This window comes from Corynebacterium ciconiae DSM 44920, assembly GCF_030440575.1.
Taxonomy (GTDB): Bacteria; Actinomycetota; Actinomycetes; order Mycobacteriales; family Mycobacteriaceae; genus Corynebacterium; species Corynebacterium ciconiae.
The window spans coordinates 1,611,761-1,624,130 of record NZ_CP047189.1; the positions used below are offsets into that span (position 1 = coordinate 1,611,761).

Annotated in this window: 11 protein-coding genes; 3 read left to right on the forward strand and 8 right to left on the reverse strand. The window is 62.6% G+C overall.

Features of this window, described 5'->3' with window-relative positions:
• Positions 1-61: 61 nt before the first annotated feature.
• Positions 62-829, forward strand: a complete 768-nt coding sequence (locus tag CCICO_RS07110; protein ID WP_018019089.1) for a hypothetical protein — start codon at positions 62-64, stop codon at positions 827-829.
• Positions 830-864: 35 nt separating this feature from the next.
• On the opposite strand, the gene CCICO_RS07115 is transcribed toward CCICO_RS07110, so the two are convergent.
• From CCICO_RS07115 to dxr, 5 genes are all read right to left on the reverse strand, one after another.
• The gene (locus CCICO_RS07115; RefSeq protein ID WP_018019090.1) at positions 865-2,307 is read right to left on the reverse strand and encodes a cobyric acid synthase; all 1,443 of its coding nucleotides are present in this window, start codon (positions 2,305-2,307) and stop codon (positions 865-867) included.
• Between the two features lie 20 nt (positions 2,308-2,327).
• A complete protein-coding gene (gene map, locus CCICO_RS07120; protein WP_018019091.1) occupies positions 2,328-3,233 on the reverse strand; it encodes a type I methionyl aminopeptidase in 906 nt (301 codons plus the stop codon).
• 177 nt (positions 3,234-3,410) lie between these two features.
• Positions 3,411-4,541 carry a flavodoxin-dependent (E)-4-hydroxy-3-methylbut-2-enyl-diphosphate synthase gene (ispG, locus tag CCICO_RS07125; protein WP_051067240.1) on the reverse strand — a complete coding sequence of 377 codons (1,131 nt, stop codon included), beginning with the start codon at positions 4,539-4,541 and terminating at the stop codon, positions 3,411-3,413.
• 72 nt (positions 4,542-4,613) lie between these two features.
• Entirely contained in the window at positions 4,614-5,762 is a 1,149-nt protein-coding gene (locus CCICO_RS07130; protein ID WP_026161336.1) for a M50 family metallopeptidase, read from the reverse strand.
• Between the two features lie 64 nt (positions 5,763-5,826).
• Positions 5,827-6,990 carry a 1-deoxy-D-xylulose-5-phosphate reductoisomerase gene (dxr, locus tag CCICO_RS07135; protein ID WP_018019094.1) on the reverse strand — a complete coding sequence of 388 codons (1,164 nt, stop codon included), beginning with the start codon at positions 6,988-6,990 and terminating at the stop codon, positions 5,827-5,829.
• Positions 6,991-7,228: 238 nt separating this feature from the next.
• Here dxr and CCICO_RS07140 point away from each other — a divergent pair, with 238 nt between their 5' ends.
• Positions 7,229-7,654: a DUF2631 domain-containing protein gene (locus tag CCICO_RS07140; RefSeq protein ID WP_018019095.1), complete on the forward strand. Its 426-nt coding sequence runs from the start codon at positions 7,229-7,231 to the stop codon at positions 7,652-7,654.
• A 142-nt stretch (positions 7,655-7,796) separates the two neighbouring features.
• Here the strand turns inward: CCICO_RS07140 and rlmN are convergent, their stop codons facing one another.
• A complete protein-coding gene (rlmN, locus tag CCICO_RS07145) occupies positions 7,797-8,900 on the reverse strand; it encodes a dual-specificity RNA methyltransferase RlmN (RefSeq protein ID WP_018019096.1) in 1,104 nt (367 codons plus the stop codon).
• A gap of 145 nt (positions 8,901-9,045) precedes the next feature.
• Here rlmN and CCICO_RS07150 point away from each other — a divergent pair, with 145 nt between their 5' ends.
• On the forward strand, positions 9,046-9,516 hold the full coding sequence (locus tag CCICO_RS07150) for a LapA family protein (protein ID WP_018019097.1): 471 nt from the start codon (positions 9,046-9,048) through the stop codon (positions 9,514-9,516).
• A 131-nt stretch (positions 9,517-9,647) separates the two neighbouring features.
• Here the strand turns inward: CCICO_RS07150 and CCICO_RS07155 are convergent, their stop codons facing one another.
• Positions 9,648-11,273: an MFS transporter gene (locus CCICO_RS07155; RefSeq protein WP_026161337.1), complete on the reverse strand. Its 1,626-nt coding sequence runs from the start codon at positions 11,271-11,273 to the stop codon at positions 9,648-9,650.
• A 107-nt stretch (positions 11,274-11,380) separates the two neighbouring features.
• Positions 11,381-12,301: a phosphatidate cytidylyltransferase gene (locus tag CCICO_RS07160; protein WP_018019099.1), complete on the reverse strand. Its 921-nt coding sequence runs from the start codon at positions 12,299-12,301 to the stop codon at positions 11,381-11,383.
• Positions 12,302-12,370: the final 69 nt, after the last annotated feature.

The window sequence follows — 12,370 nt, forward strand, 5'->3', positions numbered from 1 at the left end:
ACCGCGTTCGCGCCTGCCGCTTTTCTCCTTACTACCCACGGCGTAGAATCCTTAAACCATCGTGTCTGCACCAGTTTCTCGTCACCCCGCTTCCGTGGCCACACTCAGCATCGCTGTCGCTGTGACCATAGCTTTGTCTGCCTTGGGCACGAACTTCACGCACCAATCCCTGTGGTATTCCGGTCTCGCAGCCGTGACCATGGTGGTGTGTTCTGGGGCGATCGGGCTGCTGGCGATTCGCCGCTTCGTCTACCAGCATGTGCCGGTGCGATTTCCGCACCTGCTGTGCGGTGTGGGCGCGGTACTCAGCCTGATTAGTGGCTGCGCCATCCTCGCGGCGCGCCAACTGGGCTCGCCGACCATCCATTCCACCGTCACGCTGGCTTCCTTTTATGCCATGCCCATCGCGGCCGTGGCCTGCGCCTTAGGTGGGCTGATGCTGCTGCCGCGCCGCTGCGTTGTGGCCGTGTTTGGCATCACGAGCGGTGCTTTAGCCACCGGCTATATCTCCCTTGGCGCCGATTCCCTGCTCATCCGCGCCGGAGTGGTGGCCACGGCCACCGCCACCTTGCTGTTGAGCGTGTGGAGCATCGTGGATCTGCGCACTTACCGGGCTCGCGGGGCCTGGTCGCTTCGGCTTGCAGCCGCCATCATCACCATGGTGATGAGCTACGCCATTGTCATTGCTGCCACCCCGAGCAGCTGGTGGGCCAGCTACGCCCCGCCCCAGGCCCTAGCACTGAGCTATATCGCCGCCGCTGCCCTCGGGCTCAGTGGCGGGTTGTCCTACCCCGGGCCCGCCGCACACCACCAGCGCAGCCGCAGCTAGGCTCAGCCCACACGCAGCGACTGCACGTGATCCTCCTAGCCGCGCGGTAAGTCCACCCCAAGATCCGCGCACAGCTGCTCTACATCCCAGTGCTGTTCCACCGTGTCAGCAATCAGGTTAAGCTGCCGCATGCGCTCAGCCGCAAAGGAGGTATCGCTGCTGACAACAAAGCCTGGCTTTTCGGCAGCCTGAGCGACCCACGCAAGCACCTCACGGCGGGTGGCATCATCTTCGAGCAGACCGTGAACATGAGTGCCGCGGCACAGCTCGGTGGCGCAGCCCTCCCCGTCGATCCACGGCTGCTCGGTGGAGTTTTTGACCTGCCCGTGGTGGATCTCGTAGCCGCCGCGCGGGGTGCGCGTGAGGGTTTTGCGTTCTTGGAACTCGATGGTGGCGTCGAAAAGCCCCAGCCCTTCTGCCTCGCCTGGGCCTTCCACGCCGTCGATAATGCGCCGGCACATCATTTGGAAGCCGCCGCAGATACCGATCGTAGGGCCGCTGCGCTGCACAATCGCATCGGCGATGCCGTGTGCGCGCAGCCAGTGCAGATCAGCCACGGTGGACTTGGAACCTGGCAGCACCACGAGATCAGCGGAGGCTATCTCATCTGGGTCCACGCTCCACGTGACGGTCACTCCCGGTTCGCAGGCCAGAGCCTCCACATCGGTGGCATTCGACACCCGCGGCAGGCGTACCGCCGCCACCCGCAGCCGCTGGGTGCCCAGCGCCTTGGTGGGCGGCCCCACCGGCGCGCCGATAACTGATTGCAGGGAGTCCTCCGCATCGAGCCACAGCCCGTGAATATAGGGCAGCACCGCCACGGTGGGAACCCCAGTGAGCCGCTGCAGCTCCTCCAGCCCGGGATCGAGGAGGCGTTGATCGCCGCGGAACTTGTTGATCACAAAACCGACGATGCGCGCGCGGTCCTCGTTTTGGACGATGGCATGGGTGCCGTAGAGATGGGCCAACACTCCCCCGCGGTCAATATCGCCAACCACATACACTGGCAGATCCGCCGCCTCCGCGAGACCGAAATTGGCCACATCGGTGGCGCGCAAGTTGATCTCCGCCGGGGATCCGGCCCCCTCGCACACCACGATGTCATAGCGAGACTGCAGATCCTTCAGCGCGGCCGCCGCCACCTCACGCAGGTGCCGACGGTGCTCCACATAGGAGGTGGCCGATACCTGCCCTTGGGCAATGCCACGCACCACGAGCTGGGAGGTCCGATCGGATCCGGGTTTAAGCAGAATGGGGTTGAAGTCCACGTGCGGCTCGAGCCCGCAGGCAGCCGCCTGCATCGCTTGGGCACGACCAATCTCCCCACCGGTGGGACACACCGCCGAGTTATTGGACATATTCTGGGCCTTAAACGGCGCCACGGCGAGGCCCCGACGGCTGAGCGCGCGGCACAACCCAGCGGCGATGATGGACTTGCCGGCATCGGAGGTGGTGCCGGCGATCAACAGAGCTACCACGAGAGTTCTTGTGCCCGTTCCTAGCTATCGCTGAGCGACTCGGCAGGGCTATCGCTATCTTCGTCGGGCAGGGTGAGGATCTCGTTGCCTTCCTCGGTGATCACGATTGTGTGCTCGAACTGGGCGCTGTAGGCACCGTCGGTGGATTGCACCACCCAGCCGTCCTCCCACACCTCGTAGTCGAGCCCGCCCAGGTTGATCATCGGCTCAATCGTCAGCGTCATACCCGGCTCGAGCACATCGCGATAGGCCTGGGAATCGTAGTGCAGAACCACGAGACCGTTGTGGAAGGTGGGTCCCACCCCGTGGCCGGTGAAGTCGCGCACCACGGAGTAGCCGAATCGCTTGGCATAGGATTCGATAACGCGGCCAATCACGTTGATTTCTCGGCCCGGCTTGGCCACCTTGATGCCACGCATCATCGCTTCCTTGGTGCGTTCCACCAGCAGCCGGTGCTCTTCGGAGACCTCGCCGGCAAGGAAGGTGGCGTTCGTATCGCCGTGCACGCCATGTTTGAAAGCAGTGATATCCACATTCACGATGTCGCCGTCCTCGATCACCGTGGCGTCCGGAATCCCGTGGCAGACGATCTCATTGACCGAGGTGCAGCACGACTTCGGAAAGCCCCGATACCCCAGGGTGGAGGGATAGGCACCGAAGTCACACATGTACTCATGGGCAATGCGGTCCAAGGTATCGGTGGTTACTCCCGGGGTGACGGCCTTGCCCACCTCGCGCAGGGCATTGGCAGCGATTTTCGAGGCTTCACGCATGGCCTCGATGGTCTCTGGGGTCTGCACATAGGGCTCGCCGATGGCCTCCTGTACCTCGTCCTTCCACGCATACTCGGGGCGAGCGATACGCTCCGGCACAGTGCGAATAGGGCTCTTGCGGGCAGGTACTTGCAAACGGCGGCGTTGAGTCATGCCCCTTATACTAGGCCCGCGAGCAACGCTTATCGACGCCGCCCTCCCCCACCCACCCCACGGGCTTCCCATCAGGGCCAACGCCGAGGCCGTCCTTGCTTGGATAGCAGTCAGCCCCCTTGAGGTGTGCACGCTCATGGGGGCTGAAAACAACTGCACTGACTGCAGCTGGTGGGCTTAGCTCACCGTTACAGAGGGCGAGCCCGATTCGGTGTCTTCCATGGTCTCGGCGATGCGGGTGGCTTCCTCGATCAGGGTTTCCACGATCTTGGATTCCGGCACGGTCTTAATCACCTCGCCCTTGACGAAGATCTGTCCCTTTCCATTACCGGAGGCCACACCAAGATCGGCGTCGCGTGCCTCGCCTGGCCCGTTGACCACACAGCCCATCACGGCAACGCGCAACGGCACCTCGAAGCCTTCTAGGCCAGCGGTGACTTCCTCCGCCAGGGTGTAGACATCCACCTGGGCGCGGCCACAGGAGGGGCAGGACACGATCTCCAGCTTGCGGGGGCGCAGATTCAGCGACTGCAGGATCTGATCGCCCACCTTGATCTCCTCCACCGGATCGGCGGACAGGGACACGCGGATGGTATCGCCGATGCCTTCGGCCAGAAGCGCACCAAAGGCCACCGAAGACTTAATGGTGCCTTGGAAGGCGGGGCCGGCCTCGGTAACACCCAAGTGCAGCGGATAGTCCGTCTGCGCGGCGAGCTGACGATAGGCCTCCACCATCACCACTGGGTCGTTGTGCTTCACCGAGATAGCAATATCGCCGAAGCCGTGCTCCTCGAATAGCCCTGCCTCCCATACCGCGGACTCCACCAGGGCCTCTGGTGTGGCCTTGCCGTACTTTTCCAAGAAGCGCTTATCCAGCGAGCCGGCGTTGACACCAATGCGGATGGGAATGCCGGCATCGCCGGCGGCCTTGGCCACTTCCTTTACGCGACCATCAAACTCACGGATATTACCGGGATTGACACGCACGGCGGCACAGCCGGCGTCGATAGCGGCGAAAATGTATTTTGGCTGGAAGTGGATATCGGCCACCACGGGGATGGGCGACTTCTTCGCAATGGCGGGCAGCGCCTCCGCGTCCACCGTCTTGGGGCAGGCGACGCGCACAATATCGCAGCCCGACGCCGTCAGCTGGGCGATCTGCTGCAGCGTGGAGTTAATATCGTGCGTCTTGGTTGTCGTCATCGACTGCACGGAGATGGGATAATCGGATCCCACACCCACATCGCCCACCATGATCTGGCGGGTGGTGCGACGCGGAGCGAGGGTGGGCAGCGGGGCATCCGGCATGCCGAGACCGATCGGGGTACTCACAGAGACATTCTCCTTAGAGAGATTTTTGGGCTTTGAATCTAGATGTTATCAGCCGAATAGGCGCACGGGGTTGACCACATCGGCGGCGATCATCAGCACACCGATGCCCATCAACAGCGCCCACATGGCCACGATGAGCGGCATAATTGCCGCGTAGTTGGCTGGCCCAGCTGGGGCGAGGCCACGCAGCCGGCGGATGGCGTCGCGAAGCTTCTCGTAGAACACAATGGCGATGTGACCGCCGTCAAGCGGCACAATAGGCAGCAGGTTAAACAACGCCAGGAAGAAGTTCAGGCTGGCGAGCATCATGGCGAAAATGGACCACTGTGAGCGTTGCACGAGTTCACCGCCGACCAAGGAAGCACCCACCACACTCATCGGCGAGTCCATCTCCCGCTCAGCGCCGAAGATCGACCGCGCCACCCCGGGCAACTTACCCGGCAGGGAGGCCACTCCCTGCCCCGTGGCGTGGAGCATTTCCCCGGCATAGTGCAGCGTGGCCGGCACCGCCTCCACGGGACCGTAGCTGAGGTAGAGATCCTCGATGGGGGCATTGACCACCCCGATCACGCCCAGCTCCGTGCCCTCGACCGTGCGAGTATCCACGTGCACAGTCACGCTCTGCGGCTGCTGCTCGCGCTCGATGCTGAGGGTGATGTCCTCGCCAGGGCGCTGCTGCACGTAGTCGCGTACATCGGTGAAGGTAGACATCGGCTGCCCGTCGATCGCGCGGATTGTATCCCCTGGGCGCACCCCGGCGGTGGCCGCGGGCCCCTCGCGCACCTCGCCTACCCGAGCGCTGAGGTCCGGATCGGGATTGGGCAAGCCCGCAGTGGCGGCCACCAGATACAGAGTGAGCATACCGAGGATGAGGTTCATCAACACCCCGCCCAACAGCACGAAAACACGCTGATACCAAGGCTTGTACATCATCGCCTGCGGGCGTTCCTCCTCGGTGATGGGATCCACCGAAGTCATCCCCGCGATATCGCAGAACCCGCCGAGCGGTATGGCCTTGAGTCCGTATTCCGTCTCGCCCTTGTGAAAAGACCACAGCGTGGGGCCGAAACCAATGAAGTAGCGCCGCACCCGCATCCCGCACGAGCGGGCGGCCAGAAGATGACCGAACTCGTGCAACGCGATCGTGATCGCAATTCCGAGTGCGAAGAGCACCACACCCACTGTGTAACTCACGATTCCACCGCTTTCTGCCTCGCCATAACCTCTCGCATACTACAGCGCCGTTAAGGCAACTATCCAGCTAGCGTGCGCGACGAGTGATTGCCTCCTGCGCCAAGGCCCGCGCGGTGTCTTCCACGGCGAGTACATCGGCTAACTCCTGGGGAGGAGATGCGAAATCCTGCGCCTTATCGACGATTTCTGCCACCACATCCACAATCTCCGGAAAACGAATGCGACCCTGCACAAACGCCTCCGCAGCCTCCTCATTGGCGGCGTTGTACACCGCAGGCACGCTGCCGCGACAGGCGGCTGCATGACGAGCCAGCTCCACCGCCGGAAATGCCTCATTATCGACTGGCTCAAATTCCCAGCTGAAGGACTGTGTGAAATCGAGAGCCGGCTGAGCATCGGCCACCCGCTCTGGCCACGCCAAAGCGTGTGAGATCGGCAGCTTCATCGACGGCGGGGAGGCTTGAGCGATCGTGCAACCATCCACAAAGGTGACCATCGAGTGGATGATGGACTGCGGATGCACACTCACATCGATAGCCTGCGGATCGATACCGAAAAGATAGCTCGCCTCGATGAGCTCGAGTCCTTTATTAATAAGGGTGGCGGAGTTCAGCGTATTCATCTGCCCCATCGACCACGTGGGGTGCGCGGCGGCTTGCTCAGGAGTGACATCCCACATGCGCTGCCTGCTCCAACCACGGAAGGGCCCACCGGAGGCGGTCAACACGAAGCGTGCCACCTCACTAGCCTTACCCGAGCGCAGACACTGGGCCATGGCGGAGTGCTCCGAGTCCACCGGCACAAGTTGGCCCTCAGCTGCGGCGCGCAGCACGATATCCCCGCCGGCGACCAGCGATTCCTTATTCGCCAGGGCTAGGCGCGCCCCTGACTCCAACGCCGCCAGCGTGGCCCCCAGCCCCAGCGAGCCAACGAGGCCGTTGAGTACCGTCTCAGCCGACTGGCTGCGCACCAACTCAGCGGAGGAATCAGGACCAGACAGGACGGTGCCACCGAGCTCGGCGGAGGCGGTGCGTGCCGCGTCCGCATGAGAGACAGCCACCTGTTCGGCCTTCAGGCCCAGCCGGCGGGCTTGCTCGATGACCGCCCCGACCGAGCGGCCACCGCAGGACAGCCCCACTACCTCAAAGCGATCTGGATTCGCTTCGATGATCTCCATGGCTTGGGTGCCGATGGAACCAGTACTTCCCAAAAGGATGACGCGAGTCTTCATTCCTTCATTCTTGCACCCCGCAGGCACGCAGGCGCCCTTGGATCCGAGGAAAGCACAGGAGTGGATGCGCCATCGACGTCACGCCGTCATCTCAGCCACAATTCGAGCGCGTGCGAGGGCGCGCAGAGTGGCGTCTGTGGGTGGGACACGGGGCGAGGAAAACAACTTCCATGCACTCTAAGAATGTGCAAAGATAGACGGAGAACTTTAAGCGTTTACTTAAGAAGGAGTTAAGACTGTGTCAGGCGCTTCCCACCACATCGAGCCGGAAGTCTACAACGGCGTAAGCACCCTCGACGAGCCCTCGGCTAAGTGGGGTTGGCACGATCTCGGTTTGGTCCCCATGCAGATCGCCGGCTGGATCTCCGTGTTCTTCCTTCTCGGCTACAACTTCGGTAACCACAAGGGCCATGTGGAGACCATCTGGCTGCTCGTTCTCGCCGCCTTGGTAGCCATCGCTCTGCTCCTTCAGCTCTTCGCCCCGAAGCTCAACCAAGTGCGCACCGTGACCGCCCACAACAAGCCCGAGGGCCACGAAGAGCCGGTCTGGACCTACCAGCAGCACTCCATGACGGGTAAGTACGCCGAGCTGAGCGATTCCCAGCTTCGCGCCCTGAACATCGACCCCTCCACCGTCCCGAACCGCACTGCCGTAGAAAACTAAGCGCAGCGCTGTTTTTAAGGTCGCTGGTCCTAGGGGCTTGCTCCTTCACGCAGCACGCAGATATCCCCCACGCACCAAGGTGGTGCTTGGGGGATTTTTACTGCCCTGAGGCTGGTGGGCTCTAGCCCTTGGGGATGTGGCGCTAGCTGGCCCGCTCTTCTGCGGCGAGCTGCCCGCAGGCCGCGGCGATCTCCTGGCCGCGGGTATCCCGCACCGTGCAGGGCACGCCCTGGGCTGCGACGCGACGCACGAACTCGTCTTGGCGCTGTTTCGGCGAGGCATCCCATTTAGACCCCGGGGTGGGATTGAGCGGAATTACGTTGACATGCACCCGAGAGCCCAAAGCACGGTGGAGCTTCTGACCCAACATATCGGCCCTGAAGTCTTGATCGTTGATATCTCGGATCAGGGCGTATTCGATGGACACGCGACGACCGGTACGGTCGGCATAGTAGCGGGCGGCATCGAGCACCTCAGCCACCGACCAGCGATTGTTCACCGGCACGAGGGTGTCGCGCAGCTCATCATCAGGGGTATGCAAGCTCACAGCGAGGGTGACGCTGAGGTTTTCGTCGGCAAGCTTGCGAATCGCCGGCGCCAGCCCGACCGTAGACACCGTCACATTACGCATGGAGAGGCCGAAGCCTTCGGGCGCTGGTCGAGTGATCTGCTTGACGGCACTGAGTACCCGCTTGTAGTTGGCGAGCGGCTCCCCCATGCCCATGAACACCACGTTGGTGAGACGACCACCCTCGTTCTGCATGGTGGCGGCGGCGCGACGCACCTGATCAACGATCTCGCCGATGGAAAGGTTGCGATCCAAGCCGCCCTGGCCGGTAGCGCAGAAAGGACACGCCATTCCGCAACCGGCTTGGGAGGAAATGCACAAGGTGGCCCGGTCTGGGTAGCGCATAAGTACGGATTCCAGCAGGGTGCCGTCATGCAGCCGCCAGAGGGTTTTCTGCGTGGCCCCGCCATCGGCTTCGGTGACCCGCACCTTCGTCATCAGCTCGGGAAAGAGCGCGTCCTTCACCTTCTGCCGCGCGGACTCGGGCAGATCCGTCATGGTCAAAGGATCGGCCTCGAGGCGGCCATAGTAGTGCCGAGCGATCTGGTTAACGCGGAACTTCGGCAACCCCAGCTCGGTGACAGCTTCAATGCGCTGATCCTGGTCGAGGTCGGTGAAGTGACGCGGCGGCATGCCGCGCTTCGGGGCTGTGAACTGGAGGCGAACGGGTTCAGACATAGTGAATCCAATTGTTTCACGAGGAAGGTGGGCAGCAGTAATCCACTATACTGACAGCGACCACTGGTAGTGTTTGAGGCTTTGGAGACCGTTCTTGGTCGATCTTCAGTACAACCACATTCTTAGCCTGCATGAGGAGACAACCGTGACCACCCCCGCTGAGCCCAATCCGAACTCGGAGCCGCACCCGCGTATTAATGACGATTCGATCCTGGGATCCTCCCATCCCACGCGCGCCCACGACGCCGTAGACGAGCGAGCCGAGTCCTCCTCCGCCCCTGCTCGGCGCGAGGATGCCGACAGCGCCCAGCCGTCCTCCAGCGAGGCCACCGAGTCGGCTGAGTCCAATGAGAAGGCGAAGAACAAGGTCAACCGCACCATCGCCTCCTCCACTTGGGCTGCATTGATTATCGGCGCCCTGCTACTCATCCTGCTGCTCGTGTTCATCATGCAAAACCAGCAGGCCGTAGAACTTCAGCTTTTCGCCTGGACCTTCGAGTTCCCTGCTGGGGTGGGCTTCTTGTTGGCTGCGATCGTTGGCGCACTCATCATGGCCATGGCCGGTATTGTGCGCATGTTTGAGCTGCGCCGACAGGTAAAGAAAGCCGGCCGCTAAGACACCGCGACACGGCTACACATATACGCCCAATAAAGACGCCCTGAGGTTGATAAAACCTCAGGGCGTCTTGTGCTTTGTCATCTCGTGCGCGCTAGGAGGACATGCGCCCCGCGTCCGAGGGCAGCAGCTTAGTGCTCCTCGCTGGTGGAAGATCGCCGCACCATGAGCGCACCGAGCAAACCGATGACGAGGCAGAGCACAGCTGCATAAAGTGAGACCTTAGTGGCCTCCGCAAACACACGAGCCAGTGGCGCAATCACCTCATCGGGCGCTCCTTGCTGGCGCAGCCCCACCAGCACCCCACCGGCAGAGGAACGCATCGCTTCTGCCAGCTGGGCCTGCTGCCCGACGAAATCGGAAGACTTCCATGCAAGTGCTGCCGAGAGGGTGGCTCCCGCCATAGCCGCACCGAGTGCGGAACCAATCTGGCGCACGGTGGACTGGGTGGCCGAGGCCTGCCCGGACTGCTCCACCGGAATGTCGCCCAACACCAAGGAGGTCAGCTGGGCCGAGGCCAGTCCCAAACCGACGCCATAGACCACGAGCGCGAACACCACGAGCCATAGCGGCTGGCCCACCCGCTCTTCTGCGGCGAGCTGTAGGGTACCGAAGACCTCCAGGCCCAAGCCGACGAGTACCACCCCGGGGGCGCCGATTTTGGCGGCAAGGTGCCGGGCCGCAGCACCGGAGATGAAAGCTCCAATCGCCATGGCCGCTAGCACCAAGCCAGTGGCCAAGGTGGATAACCCAGCCGAGGAGACGAGGTAGAGCGGGAGGACGAAAACCAGCGCGAATTCACCAACGGCCACCATCAAGGCTGTGAGGTTGCCCCAGGTGAAGGTGGGATAGCGGAACATGCCGAGATCAAGCAACACGGACTGTTCACTGCGGGCGCGGCGAAGCTCGGTGGCCACGAATGCGCTCAGGGACACCGCAGCGATCACCAAGGCGATGCCTGCGGCCGAGGGCCAACCGGAGGGCCATTGCGCCGAACCGATGTGGAAGGCAGAGATAGCCTCCCACCACCCCAGCTTCGGGCCTTCGATAATGCCGAAGACGAGGGTGCCGAATCCGATGGCGGACAGCACGAAGCCGAGGATGTCTCCGGTACCACCGCCGGCGGGATCCTTGTCACCGCTGTGGGCAGAGGTATCGGGCACAAGCGCCACGGCAGCAACGATGAGTCCGAGAGCCAAGGGGACGTTGACCCAGAAGATCCATTCCCACCCGGCGTATTCGGTAATCACGCCACCGAGTAGCGGCCCGAGAGCGGCAGCACCGCTCATCACCGCACCCCACACACCGAAGGCGGCGGCGCGGTCCTTGCCGCGAAACATCGCATTGGTGCTCGACAGCGTGGAGGGCAGAATGCACGCGCCGCCCACGCCTTGCACCACACGCGCCACGATCAGTGCCGCGGCTGAGCCGGACAGGGCTGCCAGCACCGATCCGGTACCAAAGATAATGAGGCCGGCGAGGAAGAATTTCCTGCGGCCGTAGCGATCGCCCATGCGGCCGGCCGCGAGGAGCAGAGCGGCAAAGACCACCGAGTACAAGCTGGTGACCCACTGGGCTTCGGAAAGATCAAGGTTGAGCTCGCGAATGATCGTGGGCATCGATACGCCCACGATCGTGCCGTCGAGCACAATAAGGGCGAGCCCCACCGCTAACACGATGAGCGCCCGCCACCTATTGGGGTGCGGGGCACTGGCTGCCTGCTCCGCAGGGTTTGATGTGGAATTGTGTGAAGTCATAACACCCCAGCATAGTCACCACTCATGGGACCTCACCTTCCCACGTGATGAGACAGTCGAAGCGCCGCGGCACTCGTCAGAGGCCACAGCGCTTCGTTGGGGGTGTGCTAGACGACAGCCGCTTCTACCGCGATACTGGAGAGCACCAGCCATGTCACCATGGCCGCGGGCAGCATGCCATCGAGTCGATCCATCAGTCCCCCATGGCCTGGCAGCAGTGCGGACATGTCTTTAATCCCGAGTTCGCGTTTGAATTGGGACTCCACGAGATCACCTAAAGTGGCACAGATGACGAGCCCGAGGCCCAGCAGAAGCCCGGCCCAGATGGAGCCGGACAGAAGCAGCGTGACACAGAGCGCACCGGTGATCATGCCCAGCACGATAGACCCGGCGAAACCCTCCCAGGATTTCTTGGGGCTGACGGCCGGCGCCATAGGATGCGAGCCGAAAAAGACCCCCGCGGCAAAGCCGCCAACATCCGACGCGACGACGCACAACATGAAGGTGACCACGTACCACTTAGGATCAGCGGGGCCGTCGTTCAAGGTGGAAATCAGTGCGGCGAAAGTGCCGAACATAGGGATCCAAGTGAGCACAAATATGCCCATGCTCATATCCCGCAGATAGTTCTGCGGGGCCGTGCCGCGGCCGCGGTGGAAGAGCCGGCCGAACATCAGTGCCAGCACGGTGGTGACATAGGCTGCAGCCATGCCCTCCACCCCGAAGGGCCATGACAGCCACACCATTCCTTGACCGCCGAGGATAAGCACCCACCGCGGAATCACGTAGCCGTGTTCACGCAGACGCTGAACAACCTCCCAGGTGCCGCCGGCGACCGCGAGAGCCACCAATGGATACCAACCATGAGGGATGAGAAAGATACAGGTGAGCACCAGTGCGCCGAGGCCTACACCGACGCCGATGGCGGTTTTGAGGTCGCGGCCCGCCTTGTTTTTTGGCTTCGGTAGGTTCTCCCCGCTGAGGCCAAGGGGGTTTTTGATGAGCTCGCCCCGGTTCTTCTCTTCCACTGCCCCTCCAAAGTGTGCAGTTCAGGCGCGTTGGGCGCCACGCGCTACCGTCTGCCGGTAGGGCCGTGA

Excerpts from the sequence above, each read along its gene's own strand:
- map (WP_018019091.1), bottom strand. The coding sequence starts at position 3,233 with ATGACTCAACGCCGCCGTTTGCAAGTACCTGCCCGCAAGAGCCCTATT.
- CCICO_RS07155 (WP_026161337.1), bottom strand. The coding sequence starts at position 11,273 with ATGACTTCACACAATTCCACATCAAACCCTGCGGAGCAGGCAGCCAGT.
- dxr (WP_018019094.1), bottom strand. The coding sequence starts at position 6,990 with ATGAAGACTCGCGTCATCCTTTTGGGAAGTACTGGTTCCATCGGCACC.
- ispG (WP_051067240.1), bottom strand. The coding sequence starts at position 4,541 with ATGCCGGATGCCCCGCTGCCCACCCTCGCTCCGCGTCGCACCACCCGC.
- rlmN (WP_018019096.1), bottom strand. The coding sequence starts at position 8,900 with ATGTCTGAACCCGTTCGCCTCCAGTTCACAGCCCCGAAGCGCGGCATG.